At 74.3% G+C, this 22,562-nt stretch carries 18 protein-coding genes and 1 pseudogene; 13 read left to right on the top strand and 6 right to left on the bottom strand.

Translation table 11 applies throughout. The features are described from left to right. Positions 1-122 precede the first annotated feature (122 nt). From KUM39_RS19445 to pepN, 3 genes are all read left to right on the top strand, one after another. Positions 123-3,440 (top strand): S8 family serine peptidase, encoded by a 3,318-nt coding sequence (locus KUM39_RS19445; RefSeq protein ID WP_217786991.1) that lies wholly within the window; start codon positions 123-125, stop codon positions 3,438-3,440. Positions 3,441-3,793: 353 nt separating this feature from the next. After that, the gene (locus KUM39_RS19440; RefSeq protein WP_217786989.1) at positions 3,794-4,816 is read left to right on the top strand and encodes an aspartate-semialdehyde dehydrogenase; all 1,023 of its coding nucleotides are present in this window, start codon (positions 3,794-3,796) and stop codon (positions 4,814-4,816) included. A gap of 191 nt (positions 4,817-5,007) precedes the next feature. Next, positions 5,008-7,578 (top strand): aminopeptidase N, encoded by a 2,571-nt coding sequence (gene pepN / locus KUM39_RS19435; RefSeq protein WP_217786988.1) that lies wholly within the window; start codon positions 5,008-5,010, stop codon positions 7,576-7,578. Between the two features lie 70 nt (positions 7,579-7,648). On the opposite strand, the gene KUM39_RS19430 is transcribed toward pepN, so the two are convergent. Beyond that, positions 7,649-8,056, bottom strand: a complete 408-nt coding sequence (locus KUM39_RS19430; protein WP_217787037.1) for an ATP-binding protein — start codon at positions 8,054-8,056, stop codon at positions 7,649-7,651. A gap of 150 nt (positions 8,057-8,206) precedes the next feature. Here KUM39_RS19430 and KUM39_RS19425 point away from each other — a divergent pair, with 150 nt between their 5' ends. The 3 genes from KUM39_RS19425 to KUM39_RS19415 are packed head-to-tail and all read left to right on the top strand — an operon-like array spanning position 8,207 to position 10,092. Next, entirely contained in the window at positions 8,207-8,749 is a 543-nt protein-coding gene (locus tag KUM39_RS19425) for a GntR family transcriptional regulator (RefSeq protein WP_217786986.1), read from the top strand. Continuing rightward, positions 8,746-9,540 (top strand): GntR family transcriptional regulator, encoded by a 795-nt coding sequence (locus KUM39_RS19420; RefSeq protein ID WP_217786985.1) that lies wholly within the window; start codon positions 8,746-8,748, stop codon positions 9,538-9,540. Before KUM39_RS19425 ends, KUM39_RS19420 begins: the two co-directional genes overlap by 4 nt. Positions 9,541-9,591: 51 nt before the next feature. Then, positions 9,592-10,092, top strand: coding sequence for a MarR family winged helix-turn-helix transcriptional regulator (locus tag KUM39_RS19415; protein ID WP_217786984.1), 501 nt, complete (start codon positions 9,592-9,594; stop codon positions 10,090-10,092). 103 nt (positions 10,093-10,195) lie between these two features. Here the strand turns inward: KUM39_RS19415 and KUM39_RS19410 are convergent, their stop codons facing one another. The 4 genes from KUM39_RS19410 to KUM39_RS19395 all read right to left on the bottom strand — a co-directional run bounded on the left by KUM39_RS19410 (position 10,196) and on the right by KUM39_RS19395 (position 13,879). Next, on the bottom strand, positions 10,196-10,579 hold the full coding sequence (locus tag KUM39_RS19410; protein ID WP_372455787.1) for a hypothetical protein: 384 nt from the start codon (positions 10,577-10,579) through the stop codon (positions 10,196-10,198). A 346-nt stretch (positions 10,580-10,925) separates the two neighbouring features. Beyond that, positions 10,926-11,189 carry a hypothetical protein gene (locus KUM39_RS19405; protein ID WP_217786983.1) on the bottom strand — a complete coding sequence of 88 codons (264 nt, stop codon included), beginning with the start codon at positions 11,187-11,189 and terminating at the stop codon, positions 10,926-10,928. 119 nt (positions 11,190-11,308) lie between these two features. Continuing rightward, complete coding sequence (gene malQ / locus KUM39_RS19400) at positions 11,309-13,354, bottom strand: 4-alpha-glucanotransferase (RefSeq protein ID WP_217787035.1); 2,046 nt, start codon at positions 13,352-13,354, stop codon at positions 11,309-11,311. Between the two features lie 285 nt (positions 13,355-13,639). Continuing rightward, on the bottom strand, positions 13,640-13,879 hold the full coding sequence (locus tag KUM39_RS19395; RefSeq protein WP_308288178.1) for a hypothetical protein: 240 nt from the start codon (positions 13,877-13,879) through the stop codon (positions 13,640-13,642). A gap of 306 nt (positions 13,880-14,185) precedes the next feature. On the opposite strand from KUM39_RS19395, the pseudogene KUM39_RS19390 reads away from it, so the two are divergent. The 5 genes and pseudogenes from KUM39_RS19390 to KUM39_RS19370 form a co-directional block, all read left to right on the top strand. Then, positions 14,186-14,755, top strand: a pseudogene (locus KUM39_RS19390) (RNA polymerase sigma factor); the annotation flags it as partial. Between the two features lie 281 nt (positions 14,756-15,036). Beyond that, on the top strand, positions 15,037-15,951 hold the full coding sequence (locus KUM39_RS19385) for a zf-HC2 domain-containing protein (protein WP_217786982.1): 915 nt from the start codon (positions 15,037-15,039) through the stop codon (positions 15,949-15,951). 107 nt (positions 15,952-16,058) lie between these two features. Further along, positions 16,059-16,829, top strand: coding sequence for an ABC transporter ATP-binding protein (locus KUM39_RS19380; protein ID WP_217786981.1), 771 nt, complete (start codon positions 16,059-16,061; stop codon positions 16,827-16,829). A gap of 164 nt (positions 16,830-16,993) precedes the next feature. After that, a complete protein-coding gene (locus KUM39_RS19375) occupies positions 16,994-18,199 on the top strand; it encodes a hypothetical protein (protein WP_217786980.1) in 1,206 nt (401 codons plus the stop codon). After that, positions 18,196-18,828: a hypothetical protein gene (locus KUM39_RS19370; RefSeq protein ID WP_246620407.1), complete on the top strand. Its 633-nt coding sequence runs from the start codon at positions 18,196-18,198 to the stop codon at positions 18,826-18,828. The genes KUM39_RS19375 and KUM39_RS19370 overlap by 4 nt, the downstream gene beginning before the upstream one ends. A 111-nt stretch (positions 18,829-18,939) precedes the next feature. Here KUM39_RS19370 and KUM39_RS19365 read toward each other — a convergent pair whose 3' ends face one another. Next, on the bottom strand, positions 18,940-19,476 hold the full coding sequence (locus KUM39_RS19365; protein ID WP_217786979.1) for an HNH endonuclease: 537 nt from the start codon (positions 19,474-19,476) through the stop codon (positions 18,940-18,942). Positions 19,477-19,792: 316 nt separating this feature from the next. On the opposite strand from KUM39_RS19365, the gene KUM39_RS19360 reads away from it, so the two are divergent. Further along, positions 19,793-20,920, top strand: coding sequence for a mechanosensitive ion channel family protein (locus KUM39_RS19360; RefSeq protein ID WP_504740068.1), 1,128 nt, complete (start codon positions 19,793-19,795; stop codon positions 20,918-20,920). 317 nt (positions 20,921-21,237) lie between these two features. Next, the gene (locus tag KUM39_RS19355) at positions 21,238-22,449 is read left to right on the top strand and encodes an ROK family transcriptional regulator (RefSeq protein ID WP_217786977.1); all 1,212 of its coding nucleotides are present in this window, start codon (positions 21,238-21,240) and stop codon (positions 22,447-22,449) included. Positions 22,450-22,562 lie beyond the last annotated feature (113 nt).

The raw sequence follows: 22,562 nt of genomic DNA, 5'->3' as shown, positions 1-22,562 counted from the left end.
CCAAAGCACACCGGGGGTTTTCCCCACACCTTCATTTTCTTCTGGTCAACGGCCCCCAAAATTCGGACCCTTGGGCGAAGCCGTGCCGCCGTCCGGCACGGCACTCACTCCAAGGGATGTCGATGACCCACAGCTCCGAGCGCGAACCGATACCCGGTCCGAGACGCCTGGCCCGCCTCGCGGCGGCCGTCGGCGTCGTGGCGGCCCTCACCGCCACCGGTCCCGCCCCGCTGGCCCTGGCGGCGGACGCGCCGCCCGCCACCGGCACCGCCGGCCCCGCCGTCAAGTCCGCCCACGACAAGCTGGGTTCGGACGACGCCGCCCTGCTGGCCGAGGCCAAGGCGGACGGCGCGAAGAACGTCACGATGATGATCGCCACCGCCCCCGGCCGGACGGACCAGGTCGCCTCCGACCTGAACGCCGTCGAGGGTGCCTCGGTGGGCCGCACCTACGACAGCCTCGGCTACGTCCGGGCCACCGTGCCGACGGGGAAGGCGGACGCGGCCATCGCCGCCGCCGCGAAGCTGTCCTCGGTGCACGGCATCGACCTGCGCCAGGAGATCGCCCTCGACGACCCGACGCCGGACGCCTCCGCCTCCCAGGGGAAGCACGGCGGACACGGCACCCCGTCGCGCACCTACTCCGGCCCCGGCCGGAACACCCCGGCGGAGAACCCGTACAACCCCTCGTTCGAGACCGGCGCCGTGGACTTCGTGCGCGCCAACCCGAAGGCGGACGGCCGGGGCGTGACCATCGGCGTCCTCGACTCCGGCGTGGACCTCGGCCACCCGGCGCTCCAGCGGACCACCACCGGTGAGCGCAAGATCGTGGACTGGGTCACCGCGACCGACCCGATCCTGGACGGCGACAACACCTGGCGCCCGATGGTCACCCCGGTCTCCGGACCGGCGTTCTCCTTCGGCGGCCAGAACTGGACGGCCCCGGCGGGCTCGTACCAGATCAGCACGTTCAAGGAGTCCGCGACCGTCGGCGGCGACGAGGCGGGCGACCTGAACCGGGACGGCGACACCACCGACTCCTGGGGCGTGCTGTACGACCCGGCGGCGGGCACCGTGCGGGTGGACCTGAACAACAACAACGACTTCTCCGACGACACCCCGATGAAGCCGTACAAGGACGGCTACCAGATCGGGTACTTCGGCACCGACGACCCGAAGACGGACGTGGTCGAGCGGGTGCCGTTCGTCGTGCAGATCCGCAAGGACGTGCCGATGGACCCGTTCGGCGGGACCTGGGTCGGCAAGAAGGCGGACTTCGTCAACATCGGCGTGATCCAGTCCGAGCACGGCACGCACGTCGCCGGGATCACCGCGGCCAACGGGCTGTTCGGCGGCAGGATGAACGGCGCCGCGCCCGGCGCGAAGATCGTCTCCTCGCGCGCCTGCACCTGGTCCGGCGGCTGCACCAACATCGCGCTCACCGAGGGCATGATCGACCTGGTCACCAACCGGGGCGTGGACATCGTCAACATGTCCATCGGCGGGCTGCCCGCGCTGAACGACGGCAACAACGCGCGCGCCGAGCTGTACACCCGGCTCATCGACACCTACGGCGTGCAGCTCGTCATCTCGGCGGGCAACTCCGGCCCCGGCGCCAACACCATCGGTGACCCCGGCCTGGCGGACAAGGTGATCTCGGTCGGCGCGGGCATCTCCCGCGAGACCTGGGCCGCGAACTACGGCTCGCAGGTGGAGAAGAAGTACGCGCTGATGCCGTTCTCCTCGCGCGGCCCGCGTGAGGACGGCGGCTTCACACCGACCCTGGTGGCGCCCGGCGCGGCCATCAACACCACCCAGACCTGGCTGCCGGGCTCCCCGGTGGCCGAGGCCGGGTACACGCTGCCCGCCGGTTACTCCATGCTCCAGGGCACCTCGATGGCCTCCCCGCAGGCCGCCGGTGCCTCCGCGCTGCTGCTGAGCGCGGCCGGACAGCGGGGCATCGCCCTCACCCCGGCCGATCTGCGCACCGCGCTGACCTCCACCGCCGACCACATCCCCGGCGCGCAGGCGTACGAGGAGGGCGCGGGCCGGATCAACATCGTGGACGCCTGGCGGGCGATCCGCGCCGGTGCCTCCGCGCACGAGTACACGGTGAAGGCGCCGGTGGACACCGCCATCGACGGCGCGCTGAAGACGCCGGGCTTCGGCACCGGCCTCTACGACCGCGAGGGCGGCCTGAAGGCCGGGCAGCGCCGGACGTACGACATCACGGTCACCCGCACCACCGGCCCCGACCGCCCGGTGTGGCACGAGCTGTGGTTCGCCAACAACGCCGAGCGCACCTTCCGGATCATCGGCGACGACGTCGTGCGGCTGCCGCTGAACCAGCCGGTCACGGTGAAGGTGCAGGCGGCGCCCGGTTCGGCCGGGCTCAAGAGCGCGATCCTGGAGGTGGACGACCCGCGCACGACCGGCACCGACAAGCAGATCATGACCACCGTCGTGGTCGCTCCCCCGGTCGCCCCGGTGTGGTCGGCGTCCGGCTCGGTGCAGCGCAACAGCACCACGTCGTACTTCCTGACCGTCCCCGCCGGTGCCAAGTCCCTCCAGGTCGCCATCGGCGGACTCAAGGACAAGAGCCAGACCCGGTTCATCTCCATCCACCCGTACGGCACGCCGGTGGACCCCACCAGCACGCCGAACTGCTACGCCAACTACCAGGACGGCAACGGTTGCAAGCCGGACGTGCGGTCCTACGCCGACCCGCAGCCCGGTGTCTGGGAGGTGGAGGTCGAGGCGCGCCGCACCTCGCCGCTGCTCGACAACCCCTACAGGCTGGACGTCTCGGTGCTCGGCGCCGTCTTCGACCCGGAGACGGTGACCGTCCCCGAGGCGAAGGCGGGCGTCCCGGCCACCGCGTCCTGGAAGGTCACCAACAGGCTGGCCCCGCTCGACGGCCGTCTCGTCGGCGGCGCGCTCGGCTCCTCGAAGTCGGACCGCCCCGCGATCAAGGAGGGCGAGACGCGGACCACCACCGTCGAGGTCCCGGCCGGGACCACGTCCCTGGACGTGGCCATCGGCAAGGTCTCGGACACGGCCGCCGACCTGGACCTGACCGTGTACGACTCCTCCGGCAGGCAGGTCGCGCAGTCCGCCGACGGCGACTCGGAGGAGGCCGTCTCCATCCCCTCCCCCGCCCCCGGCACGTACACCGTCAAGGTCGCCGGGTACTCGGTGCCGTCCGGCAGCACGGACTACGACTACCGTGACGTGTTCTTCTCCACGTCCCTCGGCACCGTCTCCGTGGACGGCGCGGCGGTCACCCTGGCCACCGGCGCCACCGCCACGGTGAGCGGCCAGGTCACCGCGGTCTCCGCCGCCCCGGCCGGGCGCGAGTTCTTCGGCCGCGTCCAGCTGGTCAACACCCGCGGCACGGTCGCGGGCACGGGCAGCGTGCGGATCGGGACGGTCACGCAGTAGCAGGTCCGTATCGACGGCGGCGGGGCGGGTGTCCGGGAGGGCGCCCGCCCCGCCGCCGTACGCCCGGCCGCGCCCCCGGTGCCGTACGAGGTCTGCGTCACACCGCCGTGTGACCTGCGACGGGGTGGGCAGGGGCCGGGCAGTACGGATTGCGGCGGACGGGGGCGGAGGGCGGAATTCCTGTCGTCGCCGGGCGGTGCGGGAACAGGTGCGCGAACCGCCCGCGGGCCGGGGCGCGTCCGTTCCCCGGGACCGGGCCGCAATCGATTGGACACGTGGGCCGGGACGGGCCGCATGATGGAAAAAGCCCCGGTCGCACCGGACGCGGGGCGCGAGACGCACAGGGAGTCGCCGTGAGGGTCGGAATCGTCGGAGCCACCGGTCAGGTCGGCACGGTCATGCGCAGGATTCTCGCCGAGCGGGAGTTCCCGGTGACCGGGCTGCGCCTGTTCGCCTCCGCGCGCTCGGCCGGTTCGGTGCTGGACGGGGTGACCGTGGAGGACGCGTCCACCGCGGACTACTCGGACCTGGACATCGTGCTGTTCTCGGCGGGCGGCGCGACCTCGAAGGCGCTCGCGGAGAAGGTCGCCGGGCAGGGCGCCGTGGTGATCGACAACTCCTCCGCCTGGCGCCGCCACCCCGAGGTGCCGCTGGTGGTGTCCGAGGTGAACCCGCACGCCGTCGCGGACCGCCCCAAGGGGATCATCGCCAACCCGAACTGCACCACGATGGCCGCGATGCCGGTCCTGAAGCCGCTGCACGAGGAGGCCGGTCTCGAAGCGCTGGTCGTCGCCACCTACCAGGCCGTCTCCGGCTCGGGCCTCGCGGGCGTCGCCGAACTGCACGACCAGGTGCGGAAGACGGCCGCCGACGCGGACCGGCTGACCCACGACGGCACGGCGGCCGACTTCCCCGCGCCGCACGTGTACAAGCGCCCGATCGCCTTCAACGTGCTCCCGCTCGCCGGTTCCGTCGTGGACGACGGCTCCCACGAGACCGACGAGGAGCAGAAGCTGCGCAACGAGTCCCGCAAGATCCTGGAGATCCCGGACCTGAAGGTCTCCGGCACCTGTGTCCGCGTCCCCGTCTTCACCGGGCACTCCCTCCAGGTCAACGCCCGGTTCGCCCGCCCGATCAGCCCCGAGCGCGCCACCGAGCTGCTGGCCGGTGCCCCCGGTGTGGCCCTCTCCGACATCCCGACCCCGCTCCAGGCGGCCGGGCAGGACCCGTCGTTCGTGGGCCGTATCCGCGCCGACGAGACGGTGGAGCACGGGCTGTCCCTGTTCCTGTCCAACGACAACCTGCGCAAGGGCGCGGCGCTGAACGCCGTGCAGATCGCGGAGCTGGTGGCGGCGGAGCTGTCGGCGAAGCGGTAAGCCCTTCCCGGGTGCCGTACGAGCTGTTGTACAGATGTTGTAAGGCTGCTGCACGGGGCGTTGTACGGGGTGGGGCGGTCGCCGGGAGTCGGCCGCCCCACCGGCGCGGGTGCCGGGGGGAATGTCCGTCGCCTTCGTGGCGGGTGGCGTGGAAGGATGGCGCAACCCACCCATAACGAGGAGATGACCGCGTGCCTGGCACAAACCTGACCCGTGAAGAGGCGCAGCAGCGGGCGAAGCTGCTCACCGTTGACTCGTACGAGATCGAACTCGACCTCTCCGGCGCGCAGGAGGGCGGGACGTACCGTTCCGTGACGACGGTGCGCTTCGACGTGGCGGAGGACGGCGGCGACTCGTTCATCGACCTCGTCGCGCCCGCCGTGCACGAGGTCACGCTCAACGGGGACGCGCTGGACGCGGCCGGTGTGTTCGCGGACTCCCGGATCGCGCTGGCGGGCCTGCCCGCGGGCCGGAACATCCTGCGGGTCGTCGCGGACTGCGCCTACACCAACACCGGTGAGGGTCTGCACCGCTTCGTGGACCCGGTGGACGAACAGGCTTATCTGTACACCCAGTTCGAGGTGCCGGACGCGCGCCGGGTGTTCGCGTCCTTCGAGCAGCCCGACCTGAAGGCGACGTTCCAGTTCACCGTGACGGCCCCCGACGGCTGGACGGTGGTGTCCAACTCCCCCACCCCGGAGCCCAAGGACAACGTCTGGACGTTCGCGCCGACGCCGCGCATCTCCTCGTACATCACCGCGCTGATCGTCGGCCCGTACCACTCGGTGCACAGTGTGTACGAGAAGGACGGGCAGAGCGTGCCGCTCGCCATCTACTGCCGTCCCTCGCTGGCGGAGTTCCTGGACTCGGACGCGATCTTCGCCGTGACCCGGCAGGGCTTCGACTGGTTCCAGGAGAAGTTCGACTACGCGTACCCGTTCGAGAAGTACGACCAGCTGTTCGTCCCGGAGTTCAACGCGGGCGCGATGGAGAACGCAGGCGCGGTGACCATCCGCGACCAGTACGTCTTCCGGTCCAAGGTGACCGACGCGGCGTACGAGGTGCGGGCGGCGACGATCCTGCACGAGCTGGCGCACATGTGGTTCGGCGACCTCGTCACGATGGAGTGGTGGAACGACCTCTGGCTGAACGAGTCGTTCGCCACCTACGCCGAGGCCGCCTGCCAGGCCGACGCGCCCGGCTCCAAGTGGCCGCACTCCTGGACCACGTTCGCCAACTCCATGAAGACGTGGGCCTACCGGCAGGACCAGCTGCCCTCCACCCACCCGATCATGGCGGACATCAGCGACCTGGACGACGTGCTCGTCAACTTCGACGGCATCACGTACGCCAAGGGCGCCTCGGTGCTGAAGCAGCTCGTGGCGTACGTCGGTGAGGACGAGTTCTTCCGGGGTGTGCAGGCGTACTTCAAGCGGCACGCGTTCGGCAACACCCGGCTCTCCGATCTGCTGGGCGCGCTGGAGGAGACCTCCGGGCGCGATCTGAAGACGTGGTCGAAGATGTGGCTGGAGACGGCCGGGATCAACATCCTGCGGCCGGTCGTGGAGACCGACGGCTCCGGTGTCATCACCGCCTTCTCGGTCCGCCAGGAGGCCCCCGCGCTGCCCGCCGGTGCCAAGGGCGAGCCGACGCTGCGCCCGCACCGCATCGCCGTCGGCCTGTACGACCTCGACGCGGACGGCAAGCTGGTGCGCGGCGACCGGGTCGAGCTGGACGTGGACGGCGAGCTGACCGAGGTCCCGCAGCTGGTGGGCAAGGCCCGTCCGGCGGTCGTCCTGCTCAACGACGACGACCTGTCGTACGCGAAGGTCCGGCTGGACGAGGTGTCGCTGCGCACCGTCACCGAGCACCTGGGCGACTTCGCCGCGTCGCTGCCGCGCGCGCTGTGCTGGGCGTCCGCGTGGGACATGACCCGCGACGGCGAGCTGCCCACCCGTGATTACCTCGCGCTGGTGCTGTCCGGCATCGGCAAGGAGTCCGACATCGGCGTCGTGCAGTCCCTGCACCGGCAGGTGAAGCTGGCCATCGACCTGTATGCCGCCCCGGCCGCCCGCGAGGCGCTGCTGACCCGCTGGACCGACGCGACGCTGGCCCACCTCCGGGCGGCGGAACCCGCCGGGGACCACCAGCTGGCCTGGGCCCGTGCCTTCGCGGAGACCGCCCGCACGCCGGAGCAGCTCGACCTGCTGGACGCGCTGCTCGACGGCTCCCAGACCGTCGAGGGCCTGGCCGTGGACACCGAGCTGCGCTGGGCCTTCGTCCAGCGGCTCGCCGCCGTCGGCCGCTTCGACGAGGCGGAGATCGCCGCCGAGTACGAGCGCGACCGCACCGCCGCCGGTGAGCGGCACGCGGCCTCCGCCCGCGCCGCCCGCCCCACGGCGGAGGCGAAGGCCGAGGCGTGGGCGTCGGTCGTCGAGTCCGACACGCTGCCCAACGCGGTCCAGGAGGCGGTGATCGGCGGCTTCGTCCAGACCGACCAGCGCGAGCTGCTCGCCCCGTACACCGAGAAGTACTTCGAGGTCCTCAAGTCCGTCTGGGACTCCCGCTCCCACGAGATGGCCCAGCAGATCGCCGTCGGCCTCTACCCCGCCGTCCAGGTCTCCGAGGACACCCTCACCCGCACCGACACCTGGCTCTCCGAAGCCTCCCCCAACGCGTCCCTCCGCCGCCTCGTCTCGGAGTCCCGCTCCGGCGTGGAACGCGCGCTGCGGGCCCAGGGGGTGGACGCGGCGGCGTCCTAGCGGAGCTGTGCTGAGAGGGGGGCGCCCGGCTTCGGCGGGGCGCCCCCCGTCTTATGCGCCGAACGTTCCGTCAGAGGGCCGGGGGCGTGGCGGAGCGCGCTGTCTTGAACACCGTCCAGACCGTCTTGCCCGGCTGGTGCACGGTGACCCCGAAGTCGTCGGCAAGCGCCATGACCAGCCGAAGCCCCCTACCCCCGCACGCCTCGGGCCCCGCGTCCGACGGCCGCACCTGGCCGCCTCCGCTGTCCCGCACCTCGACTCTGACCAAGGCTCCGTCGCCGACCAGCGACAGACAGAACTCCCGGCCGGGTGGCACCCCGTGCACCACGGCGTTCGTGGCCAACTCGGAGACGCAGAGCCGGACATCGTCCTGACGGTCGTGGTAACCCCACGCCGTGAGGGTTTCGAGGGCGAGCATGCGCGCGGCTCCAACCGACCTGCGCGCGCGGGGGAATTGTCGTTGCCATAACAGGGGCACGGTCAACACCGCCTTGTGCCGGGACACCAGAACGGGACGACCATATCGCCTTTCACGAAAAGCAGAGAGGTGGTCGATGAAACTGGCCTCCACCCCGTCGCCTACGGTGTACAGCGGCAGGGTGGGTCGGCCCGGTAGAGGAGGAAGCCTGTGGGTGACAGCGGGTGGATCAGCACGTCCATGCCGTACCTGACCGCGCGTGAGCGGGGGCAGGGGGACGCGTGGGCCGAGGAGGCTGCCGCGCGGGGCGGGAAGGGCGGGCAGCGGATCGTGTACGCGGGTGAGGTGCCCGCACCCGAGGAGGTGGCCGTACGGCTCGGGGTCCCGGCCGGGGACACGGTCGTCGTACGGCGCCGGATCATCGAACTCGACGGTGTGCCGGTGGAGTTGACCGACACCTACTATCCCCTCACCGTGGCACGCGGCACCCGGCTGGCCGAGACCGGCAAGATCCGGGGCGGCGCGGTGACGCTGCTGGCGGAGCTGGGGTACGTGGCCGCGCGGGTGGTGGAGGACGTGACCGCGTGCGCCCCCGAGCCCGCCGAGCGCGAGGCGCTGCGTACCTCGGCGGGCGAACCGGCCCTGCGCCTCGTCCGCACGACCTCGGACGCGGAGGACCGCCCGTTCCAGGTGGACGTGATGCTGATGCCGACCGGGCGGCAGGGGCTGCGGTACGAGATGCGGATCGGATGACCGTGCCCGCACCCGACTCCCGTACGCCGGAACCCCGTTCACCGGACCGGCGGTCCCTGCACGAGCGGATCGCCGCCGATCTGCGGGACGGCATCATGAGCGGTGACCTGGCGCCCGGCAGCAGCCTGCCGTCCACCGCCCGGCTCAAGGAGCGGTTCGACGCGTCCAACGCCACGATCCAGAAGGCGTTGCGACTCCTGAAGGACGAGGGGCTGGTCGTCGGGCGGGCCGGGGCCGCGGTGACCGTGCGGGAGCACCGGCAACGGACCGTGCGACCGGCCGCGTTCATGGCGCCCGCCGCGCCGGGAGAGCCGTACCGCTGGCTGACCGAGGCGACCCTGTGGGGTACGCGGGCCCACAGCACACTCGTGGACGTGCGCGAGGTCGTACCGCCCGCCGATGTCGCCGAGGTACTGGGCCTCCCGGCCGGTGAGACCGCCGTACTGCGCCACCAGATCCTGTCTGTGGACGACGAGCCCGTGGAACTGGTCCGGTCGTACTACCCGATGGCCCTCGCGCGGGGCACCGCCCTCACCGAGCACCGCAAGATCCGGGGCGGGACCCCGGCCCTGCTGGCCGAGCTGGGCTTCCCGCCGAGGCTGAGCGTGGACCGGGTCTCCGCTCGCGTCCCCACGCAGGAGCAGTACCAGGCACTGGCCCTCCCCACCGACCTGCCCGTACTCCGCACCCTCCGGGTGGTCCACAGCGACCAGGAGCGGCCCATCGAGGCCACCGTGATGGTGAAGGCCGGGCACCTCTACGAAGTGCAGTACGCGTTCACGCCCGAGTGACGACCACTCCCCCACCGTTGGCACCCCTCCCGGCCGGGGAATGCGTTCCGTATGGATGCGGCTCGGGATGTGGTCGATGGTGAAGTGGCGGAGTGGGGGCGGGTGGTGCCGGGGGTGGACGCGGGGCCCGTGGAGGTGTTCGGGCGGGTGATGCGGGTGTGCCGGGGGGTGGAGGAGCTGCTGGAGCGCGCGTATCTGCCGTTCGGCGTCTCGCGCGGCGAGTTCGACGTGCTGGCCGCGCTGCGCCGGGCCGGTGAGCCGTACACCCTCTCGCCCCGGCGGCTCTCCGACGCGCTGATGGTCACCACGGGCGGCATGACCGGCCGCCTGGACAAACTGGAGCACGCCGGGCTCGTACGGCGGTCCCCCGATCCGCATGATCGCCGGGCTCTCGAAGTCAGCCTCACCGAGCGGGGGTTGGACATCGCGGACCAGGCACTGGTGGCGGGGCTCCAAGTGCAGGGCGAGGCGTTGGCGGGGTTCGACGCGGCGGAACTCGCCCAGCTCGGCGGGCTGTTGCGGCGACTGCTGGCGGGGGTGGGCGGGAACTGAGGGGCGGGGGGTGGGGGGGAACTGAGGGGCGGTCGGGGCTTGCCCGCCCGCACCGCCCGCGCCGCCCGCACCTCCTGCCCCGGACCCGCCCCCGGCACCCCTCTCAGTCCTCGCCCGCCACCACCACCGCGTAGGTGACCAGGCCGTACATCAGGTGGGGGGCGATGTCCGAGGCCCAGTCGGCCGCTGACCAGGTGCTCGGGTCGCTCACCCCCAGCTTGGCGAGGGGCACGTCCGCCGCCGCCATCGCCAGGGCGCCGGTGGTGAGGGTGCCCAGCCACCAGGGCATGCGGACGCCCGCGCGGCGCAGCAGGGAGACGGTGACGCCGACCCCGCAGCCGACGGCCATGCCGGAGAGGGCGCCGAGGGCGGAGAGGCGGTTGGCGCGGACCTCGTCGGTGCCGGGTACCGGATGGCCCGTGTCGCGCGCGAGCCGGTCCACCACCGCGCCGGGCGCCCCGCTCGCACCCCGGCCGCGCAGCGCCATGTCCGCGTAGCTCACCGCGTCCAGGGCGACCGTCCCGGCGGCGCCCGCCGCCCCGCCGCGCGCGACGGTACGGGCCAGGGCAAGGCCCACACGGGCCGGTATGCGTTCCGCCGCCCGGACAGCGGTCCCGGCGGCGGTTCCGGCAGCGGTCACGGCGGCGGTCTTGGTCGCAGTCTTGGAAGCGTTCATGTGCGCCCGCGTACCCGGTTCTCGCGTTTCGTCACAAGTCCGGCATCACGGGCACCCGTTCCTCCGCGCCGCCCTCTCCGGACGCGCGGAGGGCGCCGGTCCACCGCACGCACTGCGGTGGACCGGCGCCCTCGGCGCGAACGTCCGGCGGCTCGGCTCAGGCCTTCTTCGGCTTGCCCGAACCCGGCTTGGTGACCCGAATCCTGGACTTGTCGAGCGCCATCACCAGGCCCGCGATGACCGCGAACAGGGCGAGCGGGATCAGCACGTACAGGCCGACCGTCTGGATGGCGCTCAGGCCCGGTCCCGGGTCGTCGCCGTCGTCGCGGGTCAGCGCGAGCGCGGGGGACGACATGAGCAGCATCATCAGCGTCGTACCGGCCGCCAGGGCGCCGGCGCGCAGTGCGTTCTTCTTGTCCACGATCTCCAAGTTAGCCAACGCATTCGGACGGCGCGCGTCCGGGGTGCCCCAAGCCGAGTCCAGCGGGCCCGAGCCAGGTCCCGGGCACCCCGCACCGCACGCCCCCCGACCGCGCCCCCTCACCCCCCGCCGCGCACCCCCACCCGCTCCCGCAGCGCCTCCAGCAACCCGCGCAGCCGCGCCGACCCCTTCAGCTCCTCCAGGCTCACCGGCCGCCCGGAGCCGTCCGCGACGGGGAGGCGCCAGTTGGGGTACTGGTCCCAGGTGCCGGGGAGGTTCTGCGGGCGGCGGTCGCCGACACCGTCGGGGAGCCAGACGCCGATGAGGCGGGCCGGGGTGCGCAGGAGGTAGCGGTAGACGCCCTTGATCTCGGCCTCCTCGTCGCTGCCGGGCGGCCCGGCGGCCGGGGTGTCGAGCAGACCGAGGCTGCCGAGCAGGGCCAGCCACTCCGCCGTGTCGGCGTTCGCCTCGGCGCGTTCCTCCGTCGCCGGGCGGGTCAGCAGGCCGAGCCGGTCGCGGAGTTCCACGTGCTCGCCGGTGAGGCGGGCGGCGGTGGGCGGCAGGTCGTGGGTGGTGGCGGTGGCGAGGCAGTCGGCACGCCAGCGTTCCGGGGCCAGCGGGCGGCCGTCGCCGGTCCAGTCCCGCTCGAACCACAGCACGGAGGTGCCGAGCACCCCGCGCCGCTCCAGCATCTCCCGCACCCCGGGCTCGACCGTGCCGAGGTCCTCCCCGATGACGACCGCCCCGGCGCGGGACGCCTCCAGCGCGAGCAGCGCCAGCATGGCCTCCGCGTCGTAGCGGACGTACGTGCCCTCGGTCGGCGGGCGGCCCGCCGGGACCCACCACAGGCGGAACAGGCCCATGACGTGGTCGATGCGGAGGGCGCCCGTGTAGCGGAACAGGGCGCGCAGGAGCTGCCGGTACGGGGCGTGGCCGGAGGCGGCGAGCCGGTCGGGGCGCCAGGGCGGCAGGCCCCAGTCCTGGCCGCGCGCGTTGAACGCGTCCGGCGGGGCGCCCACCGACATCCCGGCGGCGAAGTGGTCCTGCTGGGCCCACGCGTCGGCGCCCTCCGGGTGCACGCCGACCGCGAGGTCGTGCACGATCCCGACCGGCATCCCGGCGGCCCGCGCGGCACGCTGCGCGGCACGCAACTGGTCCTCGGTCAGCCAGGCCAGCCGCGCGTGGAACTCCACCCGCCCGGCCAGTTCCTCCCGCGCCCGCGCGGTCTCACCGGAACGCGGGTCGCGCAGCCCGGCGGGCCAGCGCCGCCAGTCGGAGCCGTGCCGCTCCGCCAGCGCGCACCACGTGGCGTGGTCCTGGAGCGCCTGCCCCTCCCCGGCGCGGTACGCCTCGTAGGCCGTCCGGCGGTCAGGGCCCAGCGGTACGGCCAGCACGTGTTCCAGCGCGGCCCGCTTCAGCTCCCACACGGCGTCCCGGTCGATGAGCGCGCCCTCGTCCAGCACCCCGGCCCGCAGCAGCGCGGCCCGCTCCAGCAGGGGGCGTACGGCCTCCTCGGCCGCCGCGTACTCGGGGATGTCCTCCACCCGCAGGTGGACGGGGTCGGGGAAGCGGCGGGAGGAGGGGCGGTACGGCGACGGGTCGGTGGGCGCGCCGGGCACGGCCGCGTGCAACGGGTTGACCTGCACGAATCCGGCACCCGTCGTACGCCCGGCCCAGTCCGCGAGGTCGGTGAGGTCCCCGAGGTCGCCCATGCCCCAGGAGCGGGCCGACAGGAGCGAGTAGAGCTGTACGAGGAGTCCGGCGGAGCGGCCGGTGAGCGCGGGGAGCCGGTCGGGGGCGACGACGAGGTGGGCGTCGGCGGTCCGTCCGTCGGGGGCGGTGGCCCGCACCCGGTGCATGCCGGTGGGCAGGTCGTCGGCGCCGTCCCGGACGTCCCCCTGCTCGGTCTCCACCCGGACGCGCGTGCCGGGCGGGAGCGCGGCGAGGGGGTCGCCGGGGGCGGGCGGTGACCCGGCCCAGCGGACCAGGGTGGGCGGCAGCAGGCGGGCGGCGAGTTCGGCCTCGCGGGCGGCGAGGGAGGCGCGTGCGGCGTCCGGGGTGCCCGCCGGTACGTCCAGTGCGGCGAGCGCCGCCACCACGGCGGCCTCCGGGACCTGGACGGTCTGGCCGGGGGCGGGGCTGTAGGCGGTGGCCACGCCGTGCAGGGCGGCGAGGCGGGAGAGGGCCCCGGCGTGGGAGGTGGCCTCCGGGGGCGGGGGTGCCGCCCCGGCGGCCGGGACGGGGGGCGTGTCCGACGGTACGGGACGGGCGCCCGCCGCGCGGGGGCCGACGCCGTCCGGGCCGGGGGACGCGGGCAGGGCGCCGCGCGCGTCCTGGGCACTCGCGTCGGCGCCGGTACGGGTGTCGGTGTGGGTGTCCTCCGGCCGCCGGGCCGTGCCGGAGTGCGCGTCCTCGGGGTCCACGTGCGCGTCCTCGCGCCCCGCGGTCACCTACAGCTCCGCGCCGAAGAAGTCGGGGACCGGGTCGGACTCGCTGGTGAGCGGCGCGGTCTCGGCGAGCGGGGGCTCGCTGGTCAGGGGCTCGGCGTCCGGGAGCGGGGGTTCACTGGTCAGCGGGGCCTCGGCACAGGCGGCCTCCGCCGTGAACACGCAGATCTGCTCGGCGGGGCTCTCGGCGAACAGGTCCGCCTCGGGTTTCCACTGGGCCGGGATCGCACTGGTGACGGTCACGGGGTCCTCCTCCTGCTGCGGGCGGCACACCGGGCGCGCCGCGCTTTCGTTCGGACAGGGCAGCCCTACCCCGAGAGCCGGAGCGCACTCACCCGGCACGCACGTGAGGCCGGGCTCCCCCGGACGGCGGAGGGTGCCGGGGAGCCGCGTACCCCTGGCAGGCCGCGTACGCCTGGCGGGCCGCGTACCCCCGGCAGAGGACGGCGCCCGCACACCCGCCCGGCGGGCGCAAGGGCGCCCCGCCCTCAGACCGCCCGCTTCCCGTGTCCGTGATCCACAGCCGTTCGGGTGAGCGATAGAGGGGGTGTGAGACTGTTCCGCCCCGTGGGGGGCCTGCGCGAGACCGACGAGGTGGGGGACGCGGCCCTGCTGCGTGCCGTCGCGGCCGGAGACCCGGCCGCCCTGTCCGCGGTGTACGACCGGCACGCCGGGTGGCTGCACGCCCGGCTCACGCGCCGGTGCGCCGACCCGGAGCTGGTGCGGGAGGTGCTCCAGGACACGTTCGTCACGGTGTGGCGGTCGGCCGCCGGGCACCGGGGCCAGGAGGCCGGGGGCTGGCTCTGGACCGTCGCCGCCCGCCGTCTGGTGGACGCCCGGCGCGCCCAGGAGCGCGCCGCGCGCACGGCGGGCGCCCCGCTGGAGCCGGACACCGGCCACGCTCCCGACCCCTCCGCCGAGGACCGGGTCCTGACCGGGCTGGAGTACGGCGATGTCGGCACCGCCCTGGACCGCCTCGCCCCCGACCTGCGCGACGTCCTGCGGGCCACCGTCCTCGACGGGCTCACCACACGTGAGGCGGCCGTCCTGCTGGGCGTCCCGGAGGGCACGGTCAAGTCCCGCGCCCGACGCGCCCGCACGGAGCTGCGCAGCGCGCTGGAGGGGGTGAGGGAGCGGGGCGACGATCCCGGCGGACGGCCCGGCGCGCCGGGCACGGAGTCCACCGGGGACGCGGAGCCCGGCGGCAGCACGGAACCCGGCGGGGGCGCGGGACGGACTTCCCCCGACGATCCCCGCACGGCGCCGCCCGGGGGCGTACGTGACACCCCCGCCGACACCCGCTCGGCGCCCCCCGCTTCCGCGCACCCCCGTCCCCCGTACCACCGCCGGAGCGGTCCGCTTCCCGACCGGCTCGTCCCGTCCCCGCTGGGAGGCACCGCATGAACCACGACACCCTGGGGCACGCCCTCGCCGCCCAGGTCGCCGCGTACGCCGACGGTTCCCTCCCGGAGTCGGACGCCTGGCCCCTGGAACGGCACCTGGAGAGCTGCGGCGCCTGCGCGGCGTCCGTGTCGGAGGCGGTACGGGCCTCGGGTACGGCACCCCGGCTGGCGGACGTACGGGCCGCCGTACTGGCGGAGGTGACCGGGCGCGCGGCGGGCACAGCGGCGGCGCCCGTGCCGTACGCGGCGCCCCGGGCGACAGCCACGCCCGCGCCGCCCCTTTCCCGCCTCGCCCGCCTGCTGTGGGCCGTGGGGCCCGCCGTGCGCGGCGCGTGGCTGCTCGGTGTCCTGTCGGCGGCCGTGGGGGCGGCGGGCCTCTGGTACGGCGGCGGGGTCCCCGGTGCGCGGGCGCTGCTGCTGGCCGTGGCACCGGTGGTTCCCGTGGCGGGGGTGGCCCTGTCGTACGGGGCGCACGCCGACCCGCTCCACGAGATCACGGCGTCCACGCCGTCCGGCGGACTGCGGCTCGCCCTGGTCCGTACGGTCGCGGTACTCGCGGTGAGCATCCCCCTGCTCACCGGCACCGGACTGCTGCTCCCCGCCTCGGGCGCCCCCGCCGCGGCGGCCTGGCTGCTGCCCGCGCTGGCGCTGAGCCTCGCCACGCTGGCCCTCGCGTCCTTCACCGGATGCCGCACGGCGGGCGCGGTCACGGGCGGCGGCTGGCTGCTGGCCGTCACCGCCCCGGTACCGCTCACCTCCGGCGAGAACGGCCCCGCGACACGGCTGGCCGAGCAGCTCGCCCGCTGTCTGGACGGCCCCGGCACCCAGGGCGCGTGGGCCACGGCCGCCGCGCTGAGCGCCGTGGTGCTGACGCTCCGGCGCACCGCGTACGACCGGCCGCTCCGCCGGTGAGGCGGACAGGAGCCGCCGACGCGGACACCGCGACCGCGCCCCGCGACCGGCCCGGCCACCCGCGCCCACACACCCCTCGACCGACCGCCCCTCTCCCGGGAGCCCCCATGCCCATCCGCACCACCGCCCTCCGTGTGAAGCACCGGAGAACCCTCGTGCTCGACTCGCTGGACCTCGATCTCGGTACCGGGGTGCACGGTCTGCTCGGTCCCAACGGGGCCGGGAAGACATCGCTGATCCGGGTGCTCGCCACCGTCGCGGAGCCGGACGGGGGCCGGGTCGAGATCCTCGGTCACGATGTCGGCGACCACCGGGGCCGGACCGAGATACGGCGCCGACTGGGCTATCTGCCACAGGAGTTCGGGTACTACCCCGGTTTCACCGTGCGCGAGTTCGTGGCGTACGTGGCGTGGCTGAAGGAGGTGCCCGCCGACGCCGTACCGGCGGCGGTGGAGCGTGCGGTCGTCCGGGTCGGGCTCGCGGACCGGATCGACGCGAAGGTGAGGACGCTGTCCGGCGGGATGGTCCGCCGGGTCGGCATCGCGCAGGCCCTCGTCAACGAGCCGGGCGTGCTGCTGCTGGACGAGCCGACCGCCGGGCTCGACCCGGAGCAGCGGGTGGAGTTCCGGGAGCTGCTGCGCGAACTCGGCACCACGGCCACGGTCGTCGTCTCCACCCACCTCGTGGAGGACGTGGCCGCCGCCTGCACCGAGGTCACCCTGCTGGACGAGGGCCGCGTCGCCCACCGGGGCACCCCGGCCTCCCTCACCGCGCTCGGCGCCGCCTCGGACGGTCCCGGCGACCACCCGATCGAGCGGGGCTACACCGCCGCGCTGCGCGCCCACCGCGCCACCGTCCGCGAGGGGGCCCTGCGATGAGCCACCCGACCAGTACCAGCACCGTCGGCGCTCCGGAGGCACCCGGTACCCCGCCACACAGCACCGCGCGGCGGAGACGCGCCCCCCACCCTCTCCGCTCCGAAGCCCTGCGCGGCTTCGCCCCCTGGGCCGGTGTCACCACAGCCTCGGCCGTCATCGCCTCGATGGCGCTCAACTCTGCGCGTTGGCAGGGAGGTTGGGCGGAAACCGCTTCCGAACTGCACACCACCCAATTGATCGTGCTGCCGTTGACCGTGGCCGCCGGGTGCTGGCAGGGCGGCCGGGAGCGGCGGCGCCGTACCGGGGAGCTGTGGGCCACGGCGGCACGCGCGCCACTCGCCCGGCTGCTGGTCTCCGCGCTGCCGGTGGCCGTCTGGACGGCTCTCGGGTTCCTGGCGGCGACCGTGTCGGCCATGCTGGCGACCTGGCCGTACACGCAGGGCGACACCCCGCACCTCGGTCTGCTGCCGGGTGACGTGGTGACGACGGCCGGTGTCGCGCTGGTGGGGCACGTGGTCGGGCGGGTGGTGCCGTGGCGGCTCACCGGGCCCGTGCTGGCGGTCGCTCTGTTCGCGTGGCTCAGCACGATCCTCGTGGACGCGGGCGGACCGTCACGTCTGACTCCCGCGCGCCCCGTGGGCGATGACCTGCTCCCCGTCTGGTGGCAGCCCCTGGCCGTCATCGGCTGGACCGGCGGGCTGACGGCCGCGGCCGTCCTGGCGTACGCGGCCCGGCGCCGGATCACCGCCCTGCTGCCGCTCGCGGTCGCCGCCGCCGCCGCGCTGGCGCTGACCACCTCCACCGAGGTCCCGTACCGTACCGACCCGCTCGCGCTGCGCCAGGTCTGCGACACCTCCACCACCCCGGCGGTCTGCGTGAACGCCCGGTACGCGGGCGTCCTCCCCCAGGTCAGAGCCGCCCTCGCGCCGGTCACCGAGAAGCTGGAGGGCGTACGGGGACTGCCCGCGCGCTGGGAGGACCTGCCGGGGAGCACAGACCGCGACGAGGCACAGTTGCCGATACTGACGCCGCGCGGCTGGTCCTTCGTACGGGGACGGCTGACGCATCCACGGCAGTACGCCTGGGAGGCCGTCGCCATGCTGGAGGGGGGCGACCGCTGCGAGAAACGGGGCACCCGGACGACGGACGAGTTGGTCGAGCACTACCTCGCGCCCAGCCCGGTTGAGGCCGACTTCGACCGGCTGGACGCCCGGGGCACGAAGGCCGACCGCGCCGCGCTCCGCCGCACCCTCGCCGTTCGCGCCCGCTTCGCCGCCCTCTCCCCCGAGGCCCGCCGGACCTGGCTCTCCGGCTACTTCATCGCCGCCAGGTCCGGTGCCTGCTCCGACCCGGAGGTCCCTCTCCCATGACCGCGCACAGCCTCCTGCCGGGCCCCCTGAGCGGCCCCCGGCTCCACGCCCGCTCCCGCGCCGTACTCCTGACCCTCGCCGCGCTGTGCGGCACGGCCCTCGCGGCGGTGTGGGCCGCCGGGCTGCTGGACGCGTACCTGGACCCCGACCGCCGGGTCCGCGTGGTGGCGCTCGCCCCGCTGCTGGCCGCCGCCGTGATCGGCACCGGGCTGCACTCGCCGTCGGCGGAGCTGGACGCGACGGCGGTACGGCCCTGGTGGCCGCGCCGGCTGGCACATCTGCTGGCGCCGACCGCCCTCGCCGCGCTGCTGCTGCCGCTCGCCGTGCTCGGGCACCCGGAGACGTTCGGCGCCCCGGCGGTCGTACGGAACCTGCTGGGCTGTACGGGGCTCGTCGCGGCGTCGGCCGTGCTGCTGGGGGCGCGGCTGAGCTGGCTGCCCGCGACCGGGTACGTCTTCGCGGCCGTCCTGAGCACCTCGGGTGCGCGCGGACACTGGGCGCGGCTCGCCACCTGGCCGGTGCAGGCGCAGGCGGGAAGCGCGACGTGGGCGGTGGCGCTGACCGTGTTCGCGGTGGGCGCCGCGCTGTACGCCCGCCACGGGGCGCGGGCGGGAACGCTCCCGGACTGAGCGGCGCCGCAGGTCGGCGGGCGCGCGCTCACGTGCCGCGGTTCGGCGGGCGCACACGCTCGCGCACCCCGTGACCCACCGCCCGTCACGGGGTGTACGAAGGCCCGGATCTCAGGCCGATATGCCGTCGATCCGGGCCAGTGCGTCGTCCGCGCCGAAGGGTTGCAAGTACGGCAGCCAGCGCGGGTCGCGGTGGCCCGTGCCGATGATGCGCCAGGCCAGTCCGGACGGCGGGGCGGGCTTGTGACGGAGCCGCCAGCCCAGTTCGACGAGGTGGCGGTCGGCCTTCACATGGTTGCAGCGGCGGCACGAGGCGACGACGTTGTCCCAGGCGTGCAGGCCGCCGCGGCTGCGCGGGACGACATGATCGACGCTGGTGGCGATGGCACCGCAGTACATGCACCGCCCGCCGTCCCGGGCGAACAGCGCCCGGCGGGTGAGCGGGACGGGACCCCGGTAGGGGACCCGGACGAAACGCTTGAGCCGGACCACGCTGGGTGCGGGGACTGTGACGGTCGCGCTGTGCAGATAGGCGCCGGATTCCTCGAGGGAGACGGCTTTGTTCTCCAGGACGAGGACGAGCGCGCGGCGGAGCGGTACGACGCCGAGCGGCTCGTACGACGCGTTGAGAACCAGGACATGCGGCACGGGGGCCTCCTTGGGCGTCGGCGGCGCGTGGCTCGCGCCGGGACGATCTGCAAGCAAGTCTCGCCCCATGCCTGGTGGAAGCGCCACCATGTGCCGGTAACGGGAACGGGGTGTTTTCGACCACACCGGGCACGGCGCCGGGCCCGCGACCTGTCGGAACCGGCCGGTGGGCGGCCCGGAACCGCCTCGTCCGGGGGAATCGGTGCGGAGGACACACATGGCCCCGTTAGTGTGGTTCTCCTGTCCGCCCGGTGACCTTTCCGTGATGGCTCCCGCCCCACCGGTGCGGACCGCGCCGTATCCGGAGGTCCGTGCCGTGTCCCTGCCCCTCGTCCTGCTCGCGGCCGGTGCGACGCCGTCGCCGTCCCCGTCGCCCTCCGGGTCGGACGCCGTGCCGACGCTCCAGGACGCGCAGGAGAGCGCGACGAACGCGGCGAGCTGGGTGGAGCAGAACTGGTCCACCTGGCTGGCGATGGGCCTCCAGATCCTGCTGGTCATCGTGGTCGCGGTGGCGCTGCGCGCGGTGGTGCGGCGGGCGATCACCAAGCTGATCGACCGGATGACGCGCACCGCGCAGGCCGTGGAGGGCACCGCGTTCGGCGGGCTGCTGGCCAACGCGGAGCGGCGTCGGCAGCGGGCGGCGGCCATCGGCTCGGTACTGCGCTCGGTGGCGAGCTTCCTCATCCTCGGCACGGCCGCGCTGATGGTGCTCTCGACGTTCCGGATCAACCTGGCCCCGCTGCTGGCGTCCGCCGGTGTCGCGGGCGTCGCCATCGGTTTCGGCGCCCGGAACCTGGTCACCGACTTCCTCTCCGGCGTGTTCATGATCCTGGAGGACCAGTACGGCGTCGGGGACACCATCGACGCGGGTGTGGCCGTGGGCGAGGTGGTCGAGGTCGGACTGCGCGTGACCAAGCTGCGCGGCGCGGACGGCGAGATCTGGTACGTCCGCAACGGCGAGGTGAAGCGGATCGGCAACCTCTCCCAGGGCTGGGCCACCGCCGGGGTGGACGTGACCGTACGGGCGGACGAGGACCTGGACCGGGTCAAGGCCACGCTGGACGAGGTCGCGGAGAAGCTGAGCAAGGAGGAGCCCTGGAACGAGCTGCTCTGGGGCCCGGTGGAGGTACTGGGTCTGGACAGCGTGTTCATCGACTCGATGGTCGTCCGGGTCACCGCGAAGACCATGCCCGGCAAGTCGGTCACCGTCGAGCGCGAGCTGCGCTGGCGGATCAAGCGGGCCTTCGACGCGGCCAGCATCCGCATCGTGGGCGGCGCCACGGCCGTCGAGGACGTCGCGGGCCTCCCGGACCGGACCGCACAGGTCGCCGCCCCCTCCGCCTTCGCGGACGCGGACTCCCCCCAGCACGCGGCGGCCCAACCGGTCCCCCACCCCACCCCCCGCACCCCAGGCACCCCGGGCACCCCGGGCACCCCGAAGTAGGGCCCCCCGCGCTGCGGGCAGGCGAAGCCGAGGGCGGCCCGCCCCCGCCGCTGCGGGCAGGCGTGCCGCAGGGCGGCACGGGTGGGCGCAGCGGCACCCCCACGGCGGGGCAGCCGAACCACTCCCGCCCACCCGAGACCCCGTGCCTCCAGGAACAGCGCCCCCATTCCCGCGGCCCCGACCCCCCTATTGACGCCCTCTCCACTCCAGGCATACCTTCCTCCCACCGCAGTAATAGGAAAGTTTCTTAACAGTGATCTCCGGCCAGAAGCGGCGGCAGCCGCGACCGGCCGACCGGAGAGGCAGGTGCCACCCGCATGGCAGGAACCGCCGGAACGCCGGGCACCCCGCGCGTCCTGCGCGCCATGAACGACCGTGCCGCACTGGATCTCCTGCTGGCGCACGGCCCGCTGTCCCGTACCCGGATCGGCAAGCTGACCGGGCTGTCCAAGCCGACCGCGTCCCAGTTGCTGGCCCGACTGGAGGCGGCCGGACTGGTCCTGGTCACCGGCACCAGCGAGGGCCGCCCGGGACCGAGCGCGCAGCTCTACGCGGTGAACCCGCGCGCCGCGTACGCCGCCGGACTGGACGTCACCCCGCAGCGCATCCGGGCCGCCGTCGCCGACATCACCGGCCGCACGATCGGCGAGTACGAGCTGCCCACCCCCGGACGCCGCCCGGCGCAGCCCGTCGTACGCCTGGTCACTGACGCGCTGGACGGCGCGGTGAAGGCGGCCGGGCTGACGCGGGCCGAGGTGCGGCGGCTGGTGATCGCCACCCCCGGCGCCTTCGACCCCGGTACCGGACGCCTCCGGTACGCCTCCCACCTGCCCGGCTGGCACTCCCCCGCACTGCTGGAGGAGCTGGCCGCCGCGCTGCCGATGCCGGTGGAGTACGAGAACGACGTGAACCTCGTCGCGGTGGCCGAACAGCGGCTCGGCGCGGCGCGCGGCCACCAGGACTTCGTCCTGCTCTGGAACGAGGAGGGCATGGGCGCCGCCCTGGTCCTGGGCGGACGGCTGCACCGGGGCTGGACCGGCGGCGCGGGCGAGGTCGGTTTCCTGCCCGTGCCGGGCGCGCCGCTGGTGCGCCAGGTGACCCGGGCGAACAGCGGCGGCTACCAGGAGCTGGCCGGTTCGCAGGCGGTGCCCGCGCTGGCCCGTGAACTCGGCGTGCCCGACGTGCCGCAGGGCCCGCACCCCGAGGTCGCCGCCGCACTGCTGGCCCGCGCGGCGGACCACGCCTCGGGGCCGTACCGGGCGCTGCTGGAGACGTACGCGACCCGGCTCGCCACCGGTCTGGCCTCGCTGGTGTCGGTCCTGGACCCCGAACTCGTCGTGCTCAGCGGCGGCGCCCTCACGGCGGGCGGCGAGGTGCTGCGCGCGCTGGTCCGGGCCGAACTGGAGGAACTGGCCGCCGCCCGGCCCACGTTGGTCGTCGGCGAGGTACGCGACCACCCGGTACTGCGCGGCGCGCTGGAGGCCGCGCTCGCCACGACACGGGACGAGGTCTTCGACACCTCACGCTGAGGGCCCGCCCGCACCACGCCCGCACCGCCGACAAGGTGCGCGGCACAGGGGGGCGGTATGGGGGCTCGGTACCCGGGGGCAGTACGGGGGCCTGCCCCAGCACGTCATCCCGT

The sequence above is a fragment of the Streptomyces corallincola genome (assembly GCF_019104725.1).
Lineage (GTDB): Bacteria > Actinomycetota > Actinomycetes > Streptomycetales > Streptomycetaceae > Streptomyces > Streptomyces corallincola.
Note: the sequence above shows the minus strand (reverse complement) of the source record. Positions and strands in the feature narration are given on the sequence as shown.